This is a genomic window from Nocardia sp. TBRC8007, from assembly GCF_056629435.1.
On record NZ_JBWSOR010000008.1, the window covers coordinates 96,041 to 112,937 of the forward strand.

The following is a 16,897-nucleotide window of genomic DNA, read 5'->3' on the forward strand; positions in this document are numbered from 1 at the left end:
TCGCTGCCCGGACCACCGCACCCACACCGGCACACCGGGAACCGACCCGCGGCGCTCATCGGCTCCGCTCCCTGCCCGCACGGCTGATACCAGCCGATCGGCGGCGCGCAGCGATATCCACACGAGCCTGCTGGATGAACTCCCGCATCTCAGTCGCGTCGATCCCGTGGCGCTCGCATGCGGCCACCGACCGCTGCCAACGCGCCAGCTGCAACGCCTCCAGTTGCGCCTCGGACACAACACGCTTCGGCACCGCGGAATCGGCGTCGTACAAGTACGCCTTCAACGGCCCCCGCGAACCACCCCGCGCCCGCAACACCTGCGCCTCGTACTCACCGCCCGGGCTCTTACCCTCCCGCGCCAACTGCCGGCGAGTCCGCAAATGCTGCGGCGCAAGCCCCCACGGCCAGGTCGGGATACCGAGCCTCTTGCCATCCGGATCGTGAAACCTGCTCATCGCGACCGCCCGACCCCGCGGGAACGCTCCCGCCGCAGACGACCCCAGCCAGCGGTGGCCTGGGCGCGGATCTTCGCCGCCGACGCCGGAGCGTGGCGGTAGTCGAGCACTCGGTTCCACACCGCGACCCACTCGGCGTGCACCTGCGCGCTGGCATCCCCAACGTGCCGCACCCTCGACATCTCGAAATCGTTGCCGCAGTAATCCTTCGATTCCGACGCATCATCAGCGGCGCCCACCATGTCGACCAGCACACCCTGAACGAGGTTCAAGCGGGCTTCCTCCGCCTCCAGCTCTGCTCGTTCTCGGCGACGGTCCGGCGCGCTCACCGCGCCACCTCCTGTGCCTGCTCACGCGGAACACAGGACCTCACCGGCTCCGCCGGCACCCCGGCATCCACCGAACGGCAGATATTCGGCGACGGCACATAATGCTGCTGATCGATCCACGCCGCCGTGCAGCCACCCATCGCCACCAGCAACAACACACCGACCGCAGCGACCCGCATCATCGGCGGCAACACACCCAACGGAGCGAACACCGCAGCCGTACCGGTGAACTCCGGACCAGCCATCGAATGCAACGGGTTATGCGGGCTGCGGCCACGCTCGAAATGAGTGACCGTATACCCCTGAACAGGCGGATCCTGCCGCCACGGCGCGCTCATCGCCGAACCCCCCACCGCCGCGACGACCGCCAGAACGCAAACGCACCCAGCAACAACACCGTGAACCCGACCACTCCCGGGTTGGTCAATAAGAGGAATCCGACCGACACTGCCGCTACAGCGAAACCGAACGTCCGGGCGCGCATCACGCCGCTCCGCCGTGATTCAGGGGACGAACCAAACGCGCCAGGTCATCAGGATCTACTCGCACCGATCGTGCACCGACCTTGTACGCCTGCAAATCTCCTGCCGAGATAAGGCGTTCCAGCGTTCGAACGCTGAGTGTCAGCTGGGCCGCCGCTTCTCGGAGAGTGATCAGTTTCCGTGGCAGTGGCGCAGAATGCCGCTTTGTCATCTCACGTCCTTTCCTGAACTAACAGGGAACGAAATGCCCTGCATTTAGGCACTTTTCAGGAATTTGCCGAACCCGAGCACCACATAGATGGACGAGTGCAGACGTCTCATGTAAACTCAAGACGTCCCTACTCGTCCCCCGGGGGTTCGTATGGCGAACGAACGACTTCGTGACGCACTGCTGCGCAATGGGCTGGATATCGACCAGGTCGCAGAGAAAACCGGCGTCGACCAGAAGACTGTCGAACGATGGATCACAAAGGGCCGCATCCCATATCCTCGACACCGCCACACCATCGCGTCGCTGGTCCGCGAGTCCGAGAACTACCTGTGGCCCAACGCGATTGCCCCAGAGCGACGCGCCCAGGTCTCAGAGTCAGAAGTCATCAAGGTATATCCGCACCGAAATTCAGTCCCCGCCGATTTGTGGACCAGGCTTCTGTCGGATGTTGTGGAACGCGTCGACATCCTCGTTCTAGCGGGACTATTCCTTGCCGAGGATGCATCACTCGCGAGGACGATCAAGCAGAAAACGAAACAGGGCGTCTCTATCCGCATGCTGTTCGGCGATCCATCGGCGCCAGAAGCAACCAAACGCAGCAGCGAAGAGCGGCTGGCCGCTGGGACAGTGCCTGCGCGGATCAAGAACGCTTTGGCGCTGATCGAACCGCTGGCCTCCATGGAAGGAGTCGAGGTCCGGTTCCACGAAACGACGCTGTACAACTCGGTCTTCCGGTTCGACGACGAAATGATCGTCAATATGCACGTATATGGCCTCCCCGGAGCCCAGGCACCAGCACTGCACCTCCGTCGTCTCCCGAATGGCGACTTGTTCGAGACCTACATGACCAGCTTCGAGCACGTATGGGCGAATTCCACACCCTCCGACTTCACGAGGAACAATGAATGACCCGAACAGATCACTATCACGATCCGAATGCTCCCCACGCCAACAGTCTGAAAGTGGCGGTCAGCGCTCTCGTGCGAGATGAGCAGAGCCGCATACTCATGATCCATCGCACGGATAACGACAAGTACTCGATACCTGGCGGCGGCCAAGAGGTCGGGGAGACAGTATCCGCCGCAGTCATTCGCGAAGTCCAGGAGGAGACCGGAATCGATATCGAGGTGACCGGGATGATCGGGATCTTCTCCGACCCAGATCATGTGATCTCATATGACGATGGCGAGGTCCGCCAAGAATTCTCGATCTGCTTCTTCGCCGAACCCATCGGCGGCGAAATGCGTCCGAGCGCTGAATCGAAAGAGGTCAGATGGGTCGACCCGCATGACCTCGCCACCCTGGACATACACCCGTCGATCAGGCTACGGATCGAGCAGGGATTACGCGGCGGGCCCGATCCCTACTTCACATAGCCGCACTGATCGACAAGCGTTTTTCTGTCCTCGCGACAGCGGCGAGTAGTGCCGGCTCAGCCTCTTGAACCGACAAGGTCACGACATGCTGACCTCCATACCTGGCACGGACTTCGCCGAGCCTGTCCGCCACGGTGGTCGGCATCCCATCCGGCGTTGTCGTCATATCAGCCCACCACAGCGCATCCCGCAGGGGAGTCTGCTCGTCGGGCCAGTTCAGCGGTACACCCCGCCGCCGTGCCTCGACACAGGCGCACGAGTGGTTTGCCACCAGCGCGCAGAGACGATCCGAGGCGCCGTGATCACGAAGAAAGCGAGCACCATCGACCGGGTGGAATCCCGTCTGGACCAGATCGGGCGCATAACCGATGTCATGCAGCCAGGCAGCTGCCAACAACTCGTCAGCATTGTCGACCATGCCGGCGGCTCGCCGAGCCTGCCGAGCCACACCCTCAACGTGTGACCAGCGACGCGGTAGAGACGATGCCAGTTGCGCACGTGCCAGCTCTTCCGCCCATGCTGCGAAACACGTCATGCCGCGAGTCTAGTAAGCCGCACATCAGCCGCGGAGGCTTCGTACGTGCGCTCGATTGCCAGCTGTGCCATCTCATGAGGTTGGCCGTGCTGCTGGCCAAGCCCGCGGCGAAGATGGAGACGGTCAACGATCTCGACGGCGACCTGATGACGTTCTGGCGGGTCCTGCGCGACCGACCGATCTGGCGCGGGTATGCGCGCTGACTCCGCACTCTCGCGCTGAACAGGATGCCTCGCACGGTGATCTGTCCGGCCTGGGCGATGATGTCGGTGGTGTCCACTACCGGGCGGCCCGCATCCGCGATGGCAAGCTACCCGGCTGTTGATGACTGACCGGACTGACCAGCACGGCCCTCGGCCAACGCCGACAGCTTCTGCGCAAGACTGGCATCGCGATCCTGCGCAACCCGCTGATAACGCATGGCGGCCGCCACCGTGCTGTGCCCCAGCCGCGCCTGGAGCTCCTTCAGCGTTGCACCGGCCACAGCCGCCATCGTTGCGCCGGTGACCCTGAGATCGTGGAAGTGGAGATCAGGCCTGCCCGCTGCTGTGCGTCCTTTGTAGAAGTGCCGATACAGCGTCGACGGAGCCAGGTAGCCCCCGTGATTCGCCGGAAAGAGCAGAGCGGTGCGCTCGCGGCCTGTGTGGGCGCGAAGGTGCTCGATGACATCGTCGCGCAAATGCGGCGGGACGGTCACCGGTCGGACACCAGCACGTGATTTCGTGGTTTCCGCCTTCCTTCCGTCCTTCGTCCTGACCGCACCCGAACGGATGTTGAGCGTTATTCGATTCTTGGCAACCACGACGTTCTCTCGCCGCAGCTCGGTCAACTCTCCGAATCGGAGTGCGCACCATGCTGCGAGCTGAACCATGAGCTGTAGTCGCGCAGGCATGCTCGAGACGATTACAGCAAGCTCCTCGAGCGTCGCAGGCGGAGCCTCATGTGCAGGTTCAACAGATCCAGCGCCGCGGATCCGCACAGGGTTCACCGAAATCCGCTGCTCGTCCTCTGCTGTGCCGAGAATGGTCCGCAACAGCGAGTACGCGTGCGATCGGTACGTGGGACGGTCCACGAGCGTCTGTTGATACCACGCCTCGACATCCTCGCGGGTTATCGACCGTATCGGCAGCATTCCGAGTTCAGGGAGTATGTGATCGTCCAGGAGGTCGCGGTAGTGGTCCCTCGTTCGCTGTTTGAGCGGACGACCACGGACCATCCGATGCTTCAACCACTCGTCGGCATACTCCGCCAGGGTGAACCCCGATTTGGATGCCCGGGCCGCGGATGGCGATGTCCACAGACCATCGTTGATCGTCCGGTGTACTCCACGCAGCCAAGTTTTGGCATCGTCATCAGTCGCGAAGGTCTTCGGAGCCTTATAGCGCCGCAAGTCGGGACCGGTATAGCGCGCTTGCCATCGGCCGGAGTTCAGCTGCCGCAGCGTTCCGAACGAACGCTTGGACTCGCCGTCTTTTCGTGCCATCGCCACCCCTTCTCATTGTGCCCAATCTGTGCCCAATAGAGCCGAAAATGCCCAATCCATGCCCGTCCAATGTCTATCTATGACACCAGATGTCAGCAAGTGTCACACGGTAAATCAGCAGTTCAGGTGGTCAAAATCGAGTATAGATCCAGGATCTGCGCACAGCGACCGAAGAGAGAAAGATACTGGTTCAATCCCAGTATCGCGCACCAGAGAAAGATCGAGAAAATAGCCCCTGGCCAGGAAATCGGCCAGAGGTTTCTTCCGATAGTCACATTCCCGATCCAGGAAGACCTTCCCAGCCCAGCAGTGCCGTTCGGTGAGGTCCCCGCACTGCGGTATGAAGCGTATCGGCAGCCTCTGAGGTTTCCCGGCTTCCTCAGAGGAGGACGTAACCGATTCGTCACCTCACCGACCAACCTCGGGACAGCATTCGGCTGGGCACGAAGAAGGCTACGCTGTACCGCACAGTACCAGTGCGGATAAGGGGTTGCCCGCGTGACGATCAATCCAGAAGCTGCGCAGGGGCAGGCGCCTGACGATCACACCGATCCCGAGTCGCTCGACCTGCGGAACAATATTTCTTTCGAGCTCGAAGAGGTCAACGAAGCACTCGGCGAGTTGATCGCGATGCGGGCTGATCGCAAGGCCAAGGATGCCGAGTTGCTCACAGCTCGGCTCGGGATCGGCGGGGAGAAACCCGAAACCCTGACTCACCTCGGCGTCCGCTACGACCTGTCCCGGGATCGCGTGCGACAACTGCACACCAAGGCGGTCGGCCAGCTGATCCGGATGGCACAACAATCCGGGCACCGCGCCGAAATGGTGTTGCGCACCCGATACCCGCTCGACGCCAGGGATAGGAAACTGGTGCGCGCGCTCTTGGTGGAGACATATGTGACCGACACCGATATCGCCGCAGGCGAACTGTCGTACCTGAAACTGCGGCTGGGCGGACATGCGGCCGAGGACGCGAAGCGGATCGCCGGATTCGTCACCCAACGCATCGCGGCCTGGCAGAAGAAGACCAGTAGCCGTCTGGCCAAACTGCACGATGTCCAACCGCGCGAGACCGATCAGCTGAACCGCTGGATAGGGCAAATCTGTTGGCCCACCATGCGCGCTGCGGCCCCGATCCCCGCTACGTCGGCGCGCGCAACAGACATCGACAACAGCCGCGGGCACTTCTACCTGAACAAAGTCGGCCGCGAAGTACCGTTCGATTCCGGCCTGGAAGCCAGGCTACTGTGGATTCTCAACGTAAGTGGATTGGTCGAGTCGTTCCAGGAACAACCAGTGATGATCCGCTACAACCTCGACGATGCCGAGCGAGTGCACTATCCGAGTGCCGCCGCCCGGCTCACCGATGGCCGGGTGGTGCTGATCGACGTCGAGCCGCTCGGTCATGTCGGCTTCCATGTCAATCGGGTGAAAGCGACCGCGAGCAGCGCGTACGCGCACGCCAACGGCTGGGGCTGGCTGACTTGGACCGGTAGCAGCATCGGCATTCCCGACTTGGTTACGCGACCGGTCCGCACGGCGAGCGCGCAGATGTTACGGCAACAGGTCGAACGCGGCCCGGTACATTGGGCCGAGCTATGCGCGGTGCGCGCGAGAACTGGTCTGGAAATGCTGGATCTCCTCGCCCTGGTTCTGCACAACGAATGGCGTTGGGAGCGAGCCCCCTTCCGACTCAGCGCACCACTATCGCCGCTAACAGGAACGTGACGAGCAGCAGCATTGCACAGACCGTGGTCAACTGCCAGTGGCCGATAGTCTGCTCGAGCTTGGCGATGATAGTGCGCAGGGCCGTGTCCAGCCGGTGGTGATCGGCGATCAAGCGCTGAGCGGCGGCCAAAGCGGCAGCCTGTTCCTGTGCGGCCAGCTCCGCACGGTCCAACCGGGCGGTGAGCTTCGCCACGTGCTTCTGTTCGTGCCGCAGCGATGTCCGGGTCAATGCCAGCGCAGTGCGCTGGTTGACCAGCTCTTGGCGCTGCCTGGCGAGGACAGCGGCCTGTGTCCTCGTGTGATGTTCCCAGTCGCTCACCGTGGCCCAGCCTCCTGTGCGCTCATCCCGATAGCCCCAGACAACATTGCCGCGCACCCACCCGGCAATGAACTTACGCAGTTCTACCGGATCGCGCCTCGGTGCAGCCATCGCATGCTCGGTGTCCAGCACCCCGCTGATCGCGCGGTAATCACACGCCGCGGGAGCGAAATCCGCGATACCCAGCGCGTGCAGATGCGGTACCCAGTGTCCGGGCGGGCACAGCCACAGCACATCCGTGCAGCCCGCGGCACGTAGCCGAGCAGTGTGTTCTTGGGCGAGCCTGCGCTCCAGCGGGCTCCGACGGACCTCTATCGCATACCTACGATCACCCTTGCGCCAGTAGACGTCTACCCGTTGAGTCCCGATGCGCCGACCCACCTCGGCTTCGTCGGCCCCGTAGGCGAGCAGCCTGCCACACAGCCAGTGCTCGAGCCGCCGCACATCCCATTGTGTGGCTGAGCATTCCGGACAGGCACAGGCATAGCTGTTCGACGACTCTCGTATCCGGCCGGAACCGTCCCCGAGACCTAGTTCGGCGAGCATCGCTCGGCGCCCGCAGATCTCCGCTCGCTGCTTCGTTCTCACGCGACCACTCCAGCACAAACCACCGCAGGCCCGGTGACCCACGCCATAGATCAAGGGTGCGTCAGGTTCGTTCGCCACGCCAACCCCGCCCGGATACGCCGTAGCCACCGACAAGCCCGCCGCACCGCCTCCGGGCTGTCACAACACCTGATCGCCGAAATACGCTGTGGTGCGGACACATACCCTGGTGCACGAGGAAAACAGCCAGTCGATGCGCTGACGAATCGTACGGACAAACCGGATCGCCGCCCACTCCGGCTGTGCGTGCGAAAATCTGTGGGCCTACGCTGCTTCGATCAGATCAATGGATCGGTGCGCGCCGATTCTTCGCAAGCCACGAATGTCCAACCAGACAGATAGAATCGTCCGGCCGAATGCGGGCTGGTCCGATACGGGAAAGTGGGTACGAGATGGAGCACGGTCAACACACCGGCGAGTCGATCGGCACACTGTTGTCGGGTATCGCATCGGCTCTCCGGGAGGTCGGCGAGAAGCTGGACGCGATAGCGGCCCGGATAGACGACACGCCCGTCGTGCCGAACGAACAGACGATGGAGGACCGGCTGGCCGTGCTGGAGGCATGGGCTTTCCGTACCGGACAAGATATTTCGGGCATCGATACCAGAGTCGAGTACCTGGAATCCAGCAGTGTGGGCACGCCGAGCCAAACCACGGAACCCCCGGCCGAGCGACAGCCGGATCGGGGCACCCCGAACACCCGAGACACCCCTGGAACAGCACCGGCCCCGTGGCAGAGCATGAATCGCGCGCCTGCTGATCCCCGGTGCGACACGCGGCCGCATGACGTCCCACGACAGTCGGTGCACACAGCACCCGAATCCGATTCCACCACAAGGGAAGGATCCACTCCGCCCAGCGAGCCCGCCGCGACCGCACCGAAATCGGACGCTGTCTCCCGCAGTCGCTTCACCGCGCCGGCTCCCCGTGAAGCGACACCGCAGCGCCTCGACCTGGCATCGCGTAAATCGGGACGAGCCTTCGCCATACGATCATTACGTGAACCCACCGCGACGGCCCAGCCCGGACTGCAGCAGACACCCGCAGTGGCTCGCGAACCCGCCGCATCACCGCCCGCGCACTCCTCGCCCGAAAACACAGCGCATCAGGACGCCGTGATGCCCGCTGCGGGCACCGAGCCGGACCGAGGCCGCGGTCCCGCCGAGAATGAGACCATGAACAGCGACCATTCCGTGGAGCTCATCGGCGCACATCGCGCCGCCGAGGAAGATCGCGCACCGGTCGAGAACACCCATGTCGACAAACTGCAGGCCATGCTCGATGAGCTCAAGCGGACGGCGGCGGCTCCGCTCGACCGCTCGGATATCTTCGGACCGCCTACTGGTGAAACGCCCCAGAACGGTCATCGACCCGAACGCGTCGACGCACAACATGGGCCGGTCGGCTACCGGCTCTCCAGCTCCCCTCCTGTCTCCTGAATGCCCTCGCCATGCTGCCATCTCGATAAGCGGGCCGCGGTCGCCGAGCCGAGCAAGGTCTCTTGGACGAGATCGCGTAGCCAGCGGTGGCCTCGATCGGCGGTGTTACGCGGATGCCAAGCTATTCCGATGGCGATTTCCGGCAGTGGTAGCGGGATCTCGAACACACCCAACCCGATCGCGGGCAACGTAGCGGCGCTCAGCACCGCAGGCGCCGGGCAGACCAGATCGCTGCCGCGCACCGCGAACAGCGCGCTGGTCAGAGTCGGCACGGTGGCCACCACCTGGCGTGTCCGGCCGTGCAGCGCGAGGCGGTCGTCGATCGGATCATGCACGCGACCATTGCGCGAAACACTCAAATGCCGTGCTGCGGCGTAGGCGGCCACGGTGACACGGTCTGTGACCAACGGGTGGTCCACGGTAGCCACCCCGATCACCCGATCGGCGAGCACTCTGCGCACCATGGTCTCCGGGTTACTCTGGTCGATCACACCGACCTCGAGATCGATACGTCCATCCCGCAGTGCGGCGGCACCTTCGAAAGTGTCGGGCACAAAGCGCAATGTCACGCCGGGCGCTCGGGCCCGCACCGCGACCAGCAGCGGCGCGGCCAGTTCCGGAAGCACCATATCGCCTACCTGGACCGCGAAGACCCGGCGCAGCGCCGTGGGATCGCCCGCACCGCTCGGAGCCAACAACGCACGACCCCGTGCGACCAGCGCGCCGACCTCGGAACGTAGTTCCAGCGCACGTGGCGTCGGCACCAGTGCTCGACCTGCGCGTACAAACAGCGGGTCGCCGAGCACTCGACGCAAACGAGCCAGCGTCCGGCTCATCGCGGGTGGCGAAGTATCGAGGCGCTGCGCGGCCAGAGTCACGCTGTTGGTATCCAGCAACGCGTCCAGAGCCACGAGCAGGTTCATATCCAGCGCTTCCATCTCTGAATTATCACCAACGCAATGACTGAATCCTGGCATTGTGCGAGCGACAACCCAGTGCGCGTCTCATCACCACCCGTTTCTGGCGGTACAACCGGAAGCTACCCCGCCCATCGGGCGATTTGTGCCGCACATGCGAGGTGAGGAAGGGCACGCGCTGCTGGAAACCGTTCGCACACACCACGAACTCGGCCTGGAGTAATCGTCCGGTAGTCAGCTGTACCGCGGGCGCCGCCTTCGGAGCCACTGGGGTCTCCAGCCGAGTACGCTGCCGATCATGCGCGCGGATGAAAGAATGAGTAATTCTCCAGTTATCGTCGATCGAGCGGGGCTTTGGGATGCGGAAGCCCTCAGCGGCATTGCAGCGGCTACCTTTCCGCTCGCATGCCCTCCTGACGCGGCGCCTGCTGACATCGAGAGCTTCATCACCGACGCCTTGTCGGACGAGCGCTTCGGCGAATACCTGAGCGATCCAGCGCGAATCGTGTTCAAGGCGGTTGCGGACGACGACATCATCGGCTACGCGATGCTGGTCGGGGGCGAACCCTCGGATTCCGCAGTGGCCGAAGTGGTCGGCCTGCACCCGGTAGCCGAAATCAGCAAGATGTACGTGCTCTCCGGCCATCATGGCACCGGGGTGTCCACCACACTCATGCGAACCGCTTTGCAGTGGGCGCGGGATGAAAGCTATCCAGGAGTGTGGCTGGGGGTCAACCAGGAGAACATCCGGGCCCAGCGCTTCTACGCCAAGCATGGCTTCACCGTGGCCGGAGCGAGGACGTTTACCGTCGGCGACCAGCGGCACCATGACTATGTGATGCGGCTGGTCTTCCCTGCCCAACCCACCAGAGGTCGCGGCACACCGCGTTAGACGGCAACTTCGAATCGCGACAGCGCGAGTAGTCGCGAGATGGCTCGCAGGTATTTCTTGCGATAGCCGCCTTCGAGCATCTCTGCGGAGAAGATCTCGTCGAGCTTCGCACCCGACACCGTAACCGGAATGCCCGCGTCATAGAGTCGATCGGCCAGCACCACAATACGCAGCGCCACCGCTTGATCGGTAACCGGGTGCACGTTCGTGATGAACGCCGCCGACACTCCGGAGATCAGCGCACCGTATTTCGACGGGTGCAATGTGCTCAGGTGTCGCAGCAACGCATCGAACTCATCAAGCGTGGAGCCCACCGTTGCCACAGCCTGTTCGACCAGTACCTCTGTTGGGGTCGGCTCCGGCGCGGGCGGCAGGTCGCGGTGGCGGTAATCCGGCCCATCGACACGTACCGACTCGAAGATGGCACCGAGTTTCTTGATCTCACGCATGAAATCCTGAGCGGCGAAGCGCCCTTCGCCCAGCTGACCAGGCAGGGTATTGGATGTGGCGGCGATCGATACTCCACTCGCGGACAGTTCTGTCAACAGCCGAGAGACCAGCATGGTGTCGCCCGGATCATCGAGTTCGAACTCGTCGATACACAGCACGCTGTTGCGCGAGAGCCGTTCGACCGCGTTACCGAAACCGAGGGCGCCCACCAGATTGGTCAGCTCACCGAAAGTGCCGAAAGATCTGGGCGCGGGAGCACTGTGGAAGATCGAGGCCAGCAAATGGGTTTTGCCGACACCGAAACCACCGTCCAGATAGAGACCGATACCGCTGACCTGCTTCTTCTTTCCAAAAAGGCCCTTGCGCCGCGTAGCCTTACCGAACGCGGCCACACGACCGGCGAATTCCTCGGCGTTCCGGACCGCGGCGGACTGGCTGGGCTCTCCTGGGTCGGGAAGGTAGGAGGCGAAACTCACCTCGTCGAACATGGGCGGGGGCACCATCTGGGCGACGAGTTGATCGGCCGGAACCTCCGGATGACGATCGACGAGGCGTGCTTGCATGAACGAAGCCTAAAGACATGATGTGATCTGGTGTCATGCAGCGTAGCCACAATGCGATCCAGCTCACAGAACTGAGCCCGGACCACCTTGCACAGTTGTACGCCTTCCCCGGAAGACTCGACGCGCCTTGGGTCCGCGCCAATCTCGTCTCCAGCATCGACGGTGCGGCGACCAGCGAAAATCTGTCTGGTGGACTCGGCACCCCGGCCGACAAGATGGTGTTCATGGCACTGCGCGAACTCGCGGACGTCATCGTGGTCGGCGCGGGCACCGCACGGGCGGAGGACTATGGTGGAGCACGCACCGACCCGCGCCGACGGCGCGCATTCTACGAACGCGGCATCGGCGGCCATCCGGATGGCACGCCGCCGCCGATCGCGGTGGTCACAGCAAGCGCGGCGATCGAGCCGGGCACGCGCTTGTTCACCGATACCCGGATACCACCGCTGATCATCACGACCGCCGCCGCCCCAGCCGATCGTACCCAGCGGCTGATCGACGCAGGTGCCGACGTGATCAAGGCAGGTGACTTCGCGGTAACGCCCAGAGGCCTGCTGCGCGCACTGGCCATGCGCGGCCTGCTGCGGGTACTGGTCGAGGGCGGGCCCCAGCTGATCGGGGAACTGCTGGAAGCCGATGTGATCGACGAGTTCTGCGTGACCACCGCACCGGTGCTCGTCGGCGGTACCGCACAGCGAATCTCCCTGTCACCGCGCGAATTCTGCACTCGGATGACCCGCGCGCATATCCTGCTGGACGACGACGGCACCGTACTCACCCGGTGGACCCGTCGCTGAACCAGCCGCTGGAACCTGGCAGGCTGTAGCAATGCGCTGGACTCGGGCCGCCGTGCTTGCCACTACCCTCTCGATCGCGACCGCCGGCTGCGGTGTAGGACCGTCGGATCGTCCCGACGTCGCGGTGCAACGCCCGCCGGTCACAGGTGCTGCGCCGACTTCAGTCACCCCGACCCCACCACCGGACGCCGAGCTGCCCAAAACCGATCTCAGCTGGCACGAGTGCACCCAACCGACCCTGGACCTACTCGGGCTCGGCCCTGCGCCGGCTGGACTGGTGCTCGACTGCGCGGAGTACTCGACCCAGATCGACGCTACCGGGACGGTACGCGGCACCTTCCGCACCGGCGTACTGCGGGCACGGCTGACGCGAACTCCGACCGATGTGCCGCCGCTGGTGCTCACCTCTGGCGCGGACCGGTCTTCGACCGCTACCTTGGCAGGCCTGGCCGTAGGAGCCGCCGGCGCGCTGCTGGCCGCCCGCCCGATCGTCGCGGTGGACCGACGCGGGATCGGCGCCTCGCAGCCGATCGACTGCCTGCCGACCGAGATCCGCCGCGGTCTGGCAGACAACGCCCAATTCGGCTCGGGCAGCGGCGACCCGGTAGCCCGGATGACGACGCTCAGCCAGGAAGGCACCATCGCCTGCCGGGACTTCCTGCAGCCCTACGAAGGCACCTTCGACGCACCGCACGCCGCCGATGACATCGAGCAGTTGCGCAGACAGTGGCAGGTCGAGCACATCACGCTGCTCGGCGCCGGCAACGGCGCGAAGGTCGCGCTCAGCTATGCACGCAAATACGGCGACCACCTTGCCCGTCTGATTCTCGACTCCCCCGAGCCGGTCGACACCGACGCCGTCACTCTCACCGAACACGCCGTACGGGGCGCCGAGGCCGCGCTGACCGCGTTCGCGCAGCGCTGCGTCAGCGTCGGCTGCTCACTCGGCAACGACCCGCGCGCGGCGATCACTGACCTGGTACACCGGGCCGGAGCAGGCGAAATGGGCGATATCTCAGCGAACTCAGTGCTCACCGCACTGTCAGGTTTCCTGGGTAACCCGCGCAGCGACCAAGCTGACCGGGTCGGCGAGCTGTCCGATATCCTCGCCGCGGCCAGACGCGGAGAGCAGGGGCCGTTGCGCAATCTGATCGCGCGTGCGTCCGCTGCGACCGAGAACGACGGCCAGTTCGTCAACCGGTGCACCGACTCCACTCTGGCGCCGCCTCCAGGCAAGGTCGCCGAACTCACAGGCACGTGGGCGGCTGAATATCCGGTATTCGGTGCGGCGGCGGCCATAGCGCTGATGAAATGCGCCGCCTGGCCGGTGTCGACCGCGCCGAAACTGCCCGAGCGGCTGGACATCCCGGTGCTCGTGCTCGGCGGGGTCGCGGATCCGGTGGTCGGCAGCGCTGGTCAGTCATCGGTGACCGGCGCACTGGGCGCTGCGGGCACCCGATACGCGGCGCTCACCTGGCAGGGCTTCGGCCATCCTGTGGTTACACACTCGGACTGCGCACAGCGGGCGGTACTCGGCTATCTGCGCGATGGCACGCTCCCCGCCGATGGCACTGCCTGCCCTGCCTGAACTACAGTCGAGCGGCGTATTCGGCAGGTCCCGACAACTACTTGTAACCGATTCGGTGTACCGTGCCCCAGTGCTCCTTCGACAGCTCGAGCCCCGAACCGCTCGCACCACCGCCGAGGTGATCAAGTTCGCACTCTGGCCTCTGGCGGTCATGACCGTACTGAACCGGGTCTTCATCAAAGCTGTCAACGGTTTCATCACCGATGACTACAAACCGGTCTATCAAGCATCACTCGACTTCCTGAACGGGCGGCCGGTCTATACCGCGAACTTCGACTCGGTCGACCCGCACTACTTGTATCCACCCAGCGGAACTCTGATCATCGCGCCGATCGCGGCGATCGACTACGAGAAATCGCGCTGGCTGTTCATCGCACTGAATGCCATCGCGATCCTTATCGCGTGGTATCTGTTGCTACGACTGTTCCGCTACACGTTGAATTCGGTCGCCGCGCCCGCTCTGCTGCTGGCGATGTTCCTGTCCGAGACCGTTATCAATACCTTGGTGTTCACCAACATCAACGGATGCGTGCTGCTGGCTGAGCTGATCTTCATCCATCTGCTGCTGAAACGACGAGATCTCTGGGCAGGCGCAGCACTCGGGCTGAGTATCGCGGTGAAACCGACACTGGCGCCACTACTGTTGGTGGCGCTGGCGCGGCGACAGTGGAAGGTGCTCATCACCGCGCTCGGAGTGCCTGTGGTACTGACCGCGATCGCTTGGCCACTGTCGCGGGATCCGGAGAAATTCTTCACCCGGACCGGTCCCTACCTGCTCGAAACCCGCGACTACTTCAACAGCTCGATTGTCGGCAACAGTGAGTACTATGGCCTGCCACCATGGCTGTCCTGGGGCATGCGGGTACTGTTCGGCGTACTCGTGCTGCTGTCGCTGTGGCTGCTGTACCGCTACTATCGCGACGACGAGCTGTTTTTCGTCTGCACCTCCTCCGGGGTATTGCTGACAGCCTCATTCCTGCTCAACGGTCTGGGGCAGATGTACTACTCGATGATGCTGTTCCCGTTCCTGATGACGGTGGTGCTGCGCAACTCGGTACTGCGCAACTGGCCGGCCTGGCTGGCGGTTTTCGGGTTCATGAGCTACGACAAGTGGTTGTTGGACCGTTGGCAGGACGTCGGGCGCAACCTGGAGTACCTACGCATCACCTTCGGCTGGGGTCTGCTGCTGATCGTCGTGTTCTGTGTGCTCGGCGACCGCTATCTCGCCGCTCGACGAGAAAATCGGCTACTGCTGGGGATCGATCCCGCATGGATGAGTTCCGCCCCAGACCCGCGCGGCGAGGCGACGAAGCCACCCGCCGCTGTCCCCGATGCCTCTGACACCGCCGAAGACCCCCAGCCCAAGCAGAGTTCGGAGCCGATGCGGGAGAGCCGTATTAGCGTGGAGCCATGAGCTCCGAAGCCGATATACCTCCCTCTACGCCACGGATCCGGCTCTCCTCGCAAGAGTGGCGGCTGAAGTTGAGCGCCGAAGAGTACGCAGTGTTGCGGGAGGCCGCCACCGAACGCCCGTTCACCGGCGAGTACACCGACACCACGACCGAAGGCAAGTATGTGTGCCGAGGCTGCGGCGCCGAGCTGTTCCGCAGCAGCGAGAAGTTCGACTCGCATTGCGGCTGGCCGTCCTTCTTCGATCCCGCTGCCTCCGACGCGGTGGTCCTCCGACCGGACGACTCGCTCGGCATGCGCCGAGTCGAAGTACTGTGCGCGAACTGCCACAGCCACCTGGGTCATGTGTTCGAGGGCGAAGGGTACAGCACTCCCACTGACAAACGCTACTGCATCAACTCCATCGCCTTGCGGCTACATCCCTCGGACGACACAGCGGGATAGCTCCCCTGGCCCGTACGCGAAGGCACATATCCGCCAGTCCGGTCGAGATTCCGCCAGGAATCTTCGGGTCGGCAACCAGTCGGCATCACTGCCCGCGCCGAAACAGCCCAAAACCACAGAGGCGCGACGTGGTGCGACCCGATCAGGTCGCACCACGTCGCGCAGTCAGTGTCAGGGCAGGGCGGCGATCAGCTTCCCGATATCCACCCGGGGACCGGTGAAGAACGGAGTTTCTTCACGCACATGCCGCCTGGCGTCGGTAGCCCGCAAATCGCGCATCAAATCGACAATACGATGCAGTTCCGGCGCCTCGAAGGCGAGGATCCACTCGTAATCGCCGAGCGCGAACGCGCTGACCGTGTTCGCCCGCACATCCGGGTAGCCACGCGCTGCCTTACCGTGTTCGGCCAACATACCGCGCCGCTCGTCGTCGGGCAGCAGATACCACTCATAGGAGCGGACGAACGGGTACACGCAGATGTAGTCGCCCGGCTCCTCCCCCGCCAGAAAAGCCGGGACGTGGCTCTTGTTGAACTCAGCGGGACGGTGCAGGGCCGCCACGCTCCATACTGGAGCACTGACCCGGCCCAGCTCGGTGGTACGGCGGAAGTCCGCGTACGCGGCCTGCAGATCCTCGACACGTTCGGCATGCGTCCAGACCATGAAGTCCGCATCGGCACGCATCCCGGCGACGTCATAGAGGCCACGCACCACGACATCGCGCTCGGCGAGTCCGTCGAAGAACGCCATGGCTTCCTTGGTCGCGGCGTCTCGATCCTCGCCCAGTGCCCCCGGCTGCACCTGGAATACCGAGAACATCAGGTAGCGAATGGTGGAGTTGAGAGCCTGGTAGTCGAGTCGCGCCATAGTC

At 63.8% G+C, this 16,897-nt stretch carries 20 protein-coding genes; 9 read left to right on the forward strand and 11 right to left on the reverse strand.

What is annotated here, in order from left to right:
* Positions 1-55: 55 nt before the first annotated feature.
* The 4 genes from ACX4ZE_RS10305 to ACX4ZE_RS10320 all read right to left on the reverse strand — a co-directional run bounded on the left by ACX4ZE_RS10305 (position 56) and on the right by ACX4ZE_RS10320 (position 1,479).
* Positions 56-457: an RRQRL motif-containing zinc-binding protein gene (locus tag ACX4ZE_RS10305; protein ID WP_480273122.1), complete on the reverse strand. Its 402-nt coding sequence runs from the start codon at positions 455-457 to the stop codon at positions 56-58.
* Positions 454-786, reverse strand: coding sequence for a hypothetical protein (locus ACX4ZE_RS10310; RefSeq protein ID WP_480273123.1), 333 nt, complete (start codon positions 784-786; stop codon positions 454-456). The genes ACX4ZE_RS10305 and ACX4ZE_RS10310 overlap by 4 nt, the downstream gene beginning before the upstream one ends.
* Positions 783-1,124: a hypothetical protein gene (locus ACX4ZE_RS10315; protein ID WP_480273124.1), complete on the reverse strand. Its 342-nt coding sequence runs from the start codon at positions 1,122-1,124 to the stop codon at positions 783-785. Before ACX4ZE_RS10315 ends, ACX4ZE_RS10310 begins: the two co-directional genes overlap by 4 nt.
* A 145-nt stretch (positions 1,125-1,269) precedes the next feature.
* Positions 1,270-1,479, reverse strand: coding sequence for a helix-turn-helix transcriptional regulator (locus ACX4ZE_RS10320; RefSeq protein WP_480273125.1), 210 nt, complete (start codon positions 1,477-1,479; stop codon positions 1,270-1,272).
* A gap of 150 nt (positions 1,480-1,629) precedes the next feature.
* Here ACX4ZE_RS10320 and ACX4ZE_RS10325 point away from each other — a divergent pair, with 150 nt between their 5' ends.
* Both ACX4ZE_RS10325 and ACX4ZE_RS10330 read left to right on the forward strand, forming a co-directional pair.
* Positions 1,630-2,388: a helix-turn-helix transcriptional regulator gene (locus ACX4ZE_RS10325; RefSeq protein WP_480273126.1), complete on the forward strand. Its 759-nt coding sequence runs from the start codon at positions 1,630-1,632 to the stop codon at positions 2,386-2,388.
* Complete coding sequence (locus ACX4ZE_RS10330; protein ID WP_480273127.1) at positions 2,385-2,855, forward strand: NUDIX hydrolase; 471 nt, start codon at positions 2,385-2,387, stop codon at positions 2,853-2,855. The genes ACX4ZE_RS10325 and ACX4ZE_RS10330 overlap by 4 nt, the downstream gene beginning before the upstream one ends.
* Here ACX4ZE_RS10330 and ACX4ZE_RS10335 read toward each other — a convergent pair.
* A complete protein-coding gene (locus tag ACX4ZE_RS10335) occupies positions 2,848-3,390 on the reverse strand; it encodes an HD domain-containing protein (RefSeq protein WP_480273128.1) in 543 nt (180 codons plus the stop codon). The genes ACX4ZE_RS10330 and ACX4ZE_RS10335 overlap by 8 nt on opposite strands.
* Before the next feature lie 310 nt (positions 3,391-3,700).
* On the reverse strand, positions 3,701-4,873 hold the full coding sequence (locus tag ACX4ZE_RS10340; protein WP_480273129.1) for a tyrosine-type recombinase/integrase: 1,173 nt from the start codon (positions 4,871-4,873) through the stop codon (positions 3,701-3,703).
* Positions 4,874-5,371: 498 nt separating this feature from the next.
* On the opposite strand from ACX4ZE_RS10340, the gene ACX4ZE_RS10345 reads away from it, so the two are divergent.
* The gene (locus ACX4ZE_RS10345) at positions 5,372-6,601 is read left to right on the forward strand and encodes a hypothetical protein (RefSeq protein WP_480273130.1); all 1,230 of its coding nucleotides are present in this window, start codon (positions 5,372-5,374) and stop codon (positions 6,599-6,601) included.
* Here the strand turns inward: ACX4ZE_RS10345 and ACX4ZE_RS10350 are convergent.
* On the reverse strand, positions 6,567-7,508 hold the full coding sequence (locus ACX4ZE_RS10350; RefSeq protein WP_480273131.1) for a hypothetical protein: 942 nt from the start codon (positions 7,506-7,508) through the stop codon (positions 6,567-6,569). The two genes, ACX4ZE_RS10345 and ACX4ZE_RS10350, sit on opposite strands and share 35 nt — an antisense overlap.
* 374 nt (positions 7,509-7,882) lie before the next feature.
* On the opposite strand from ACX4ZE_RS10350, the gene ACX4ZE_RS10355 reads away from it, so the two are divergent.
* Complete coding sequence (locus ACX4ZE_RS10355) at positions 7,883-8,965, forward strand: hypothetical protein (RefSeq protein ID WP_480273132.1); 1,083 nt, start codon at positions 7,883-7,885, stop codon at positions 8,963-8,965.
* On the opposite strand, the gene ACX4ZE_RS10360 is transcribed toward ACX4ZE_RS10355, so the two are convergent.
* The gene (locus tag ACX4ZE_RS10360; protein ID WP_480273133.1) at positions 8,932-9,903 is read right to left on the reverse strand and encodes a LysR family transcriptional regulator; all 972 of its coding nucleotides are present in this window, start codon (positions 9,901-9,903) and stop codon (positions 8,932-8,934) included. The two genes, ACX4ZE_RS10355 and ACX4ZE_RS10360, sit on opposite strands and share 34 nt — an antisense overlap.
* A gap of 10 nt (positions 9,904-9,913) precedes the next feature.
* Positions 9,914-10,150, reverse strand: coding sequence for a hypothetical protein (locus ACX4ZE_RS10365; RefSeq protein ID WP_480273134.1), 237 nt, complete (start codon positions 10,148-10,150; stop codon positions 9,914-9,916).
* Between the two features lie 48 nt (positions 10,151-10,198).
* On the opposite strand from ACX4ZE_RS10365, the gene ACX4ZE_RS10370 reads away from it, so the two are divergent.
* Entirely contained in the window at positions 10,199-10,774 is a 576-nt protein-coding gene (locus ACX4ZE_RS10370; RefSeq protein ID WP_480273187.1) for a GNAT family N-acetyltransferase, read from the forward strand.
* Here ACX4ZE_RS10370 and zapE read toward each other — a convergent pair.
* Positions 10,771-11,787 (reverse strand): cell division protein ZapE, encoded by a 1,017-nt coding sequence (gene zapE / locus ACX4ZE_RS10375; RefSeq protein ID WP_480273135.1) that lies wholly within the window; start codon positions 11,785-11,787, stop codon positions 10,771-10,773. The two genes, ACX4ZE_RS10370 and zapE, sit on opposite strands and share 4 nt — an antisense overlap.
* Positions 11,788-11,822: 35 nt before the next feature.
* Here zapE and ACX4ZE_RS10380 point away from each other — a divergent pair, with 35 nt between their 5' ends.
* From ACX4ZE_RS10380 to msrB, 4 genes are all read left to right on the forward strand, one after another.
* Positions 11,823-12,584, forward strand: a complete 762-nt coding sequence (locus ACX4ZE_RS10380; protein ID WP_480273136.1) for a pyrimidine reductase family protein — start codon at positions 11,823-11,825, stop codon at positions 12,582-12,584.
* 31 nt (positions 12,585-12,615) lie between these two features.
* The gene (locus ACX4ZE_RS10385; RefSeq protein ID WP_480273137.1) at positions 12,616-14,172 is read left to right on the forward strand and encodes an alpha/beta hydrolase; all 1,557 of its coding nucleotides are present in this window, start codon (positions 12,616-12,618) and stop codon (positions 14,170-14,172) included.
* Between the two features lie 70 nt (positions 14,173-14,242).
* Positions 14,243-15,586, forward strand: coding sequence for a glycosyltransferase family 87 protein (locus ACX4ZE_RS10390; protein ID WP_480273138.1), 1,344 nt, complete (start codon positions 14,243-14,245; stop codon positions 15,584-15,586).
* Positions 15,583-16,026, forward strand: a complete 444-nt coding sequence (gene msrB / locus ACX4ZE_RS10395) for a peptide-methionine (R)-S-oxide reductase MsrB (RefSeq protein WP_480273139.1) — start codon at positions 15,583-15,585, stop codon at positions 16,024-16,026. The genes ACX4ZE_RS10390 and msrB overlap by 4 nt, the downstream gene beginning before the upstream one ends.
* A gap of 171 nt (positions 16,027-16,197) precedes the next feature.
* Here the strand turns inward: msrB and hemQ are convergent, their stop codons facing one another.
* Entirely contained in the window at positions 16,198-16,893 is a 696-nt protein-coding gene (hemQ, locus tag ACX4ZE_RS10400; protein ID WP_480273140.1) for a hydrogen peroxide-dependent heme synthase, read from the reverse strand.
* Between the last annotated feature and the right edge of the window lie 4 nt (positions 16,894-16,897).

Excerpts from the sequence above, each read along its gene's own strand:
- ACX4ZE_RS10305 (WP_480273122.1), bottom strand. The coding sequence starts at position 457 with ATGAGCAGGTTTCACGATCCGGATGGCAAGAGGCTCGGTATCCCGACC.
- ACX4ZE_RS10315 (WP_480273124.1), bottom strand. The coding sequence starts at position 1,124 with ATGAGCGCGCCGTGGCGGCAGGATCCGCCTGTTCAGGGGTATACGGTC.
- ACX4ZE_RS10320 (WP_480273125.1), bottom strand. The coding sequence starts at position 1,479 with ATGACAAAGCGGCATTCTGCGCCACTGCCACGGAAACTGATCACTCTC.
- ACX4ZE_RS10325 (WP_480273126.1), top strand. The coding sequence starts at position 1,630 with ATGGCGAACGAACGACTTCGTGACGCACTGCTGCGCAATGGGCTGGAT.
- ACX4ZE_RS10330 (WP_480273127.1), top strand. The coding sequence starts at position 2,385 with ATGACCCGAACAGATCACTATCACGATCCGAATGCTCCCCACGCCAAC.
- ACX4ZE_RS10335 (WP_480273128.1), bottom strand. The coding sequence starts at position 3,390 with ATGACGTGTTTCGCAGCATGGGCGGAAGAGCTGGCACGTGCGCAACTG.
- ACX4ZE_RS10340 (WP_480273129.1), bottom strand. The coding sequence starts at position 4,873 with ATGGCACGAAAAGACGGCGAGTCCAAGCGTTCGTTCGGAACGCTGCGG.
- ACX4ZE_RS10355 (WP_480273132.1), top strand. The coding sequence starts at position 7,883 with ATGCGGGCTGGTCCGATACGGGAAAGTGGGTACGAGATGGAGCACGGT.
- ACX4ZE_RS10360 (WP_480273133.1), bottom strand. The coding sequence starts at position 9,903 with ATGGAAGCGCTGGATATGAACCTGCTCGTGGCTCTGGACGCGTTGCTG.
- ACX4ZE_RS10370 (WP_480273187.1), top strand. The coding sequence starts at position 10,199 with ATGAGTAATTCTCCAGTTATCGTCGATCGAGCGGGGCTTTGGGATGCG.
- zapE (WP_480273135.1), bottom strand. The coding sequence starts at position 11,787 with ATGCAAGCACGCCTCGTCGATCGTCATCCGGAGGTTCCGGCCGATCAA.
- ACX4ZE_RS10380 (WP_480273136.1), top strand. The coding sequence starts at position 11,823 with ATGCAGCGTAGCCACAATGCGATCCAGCTCACAGAACTGAGCCCGGAC.
- ACX4ZE_RS10385 (WP_480273137.1), top strand. The coding sequence starts at position 12,616 with ATGCGCTGGACTCGGGCCGCCGTGCTTGCCACTACCCTCTCGATCGCG.
- msrB (WP_480273139.1), top strand. The coding sequence starts at position 15,583 with ATGAGCTCCGAAGCCGATATACCTCCCTCTACGCCACGGATCCGGCTC.
- hemQ (WP_480273140.1), bottom strand. The coding sequence starts at position 16,893 with ATGGCGCGACTCGACTACCAGGCTCTCAACTCCACCATTCGCTACCTG.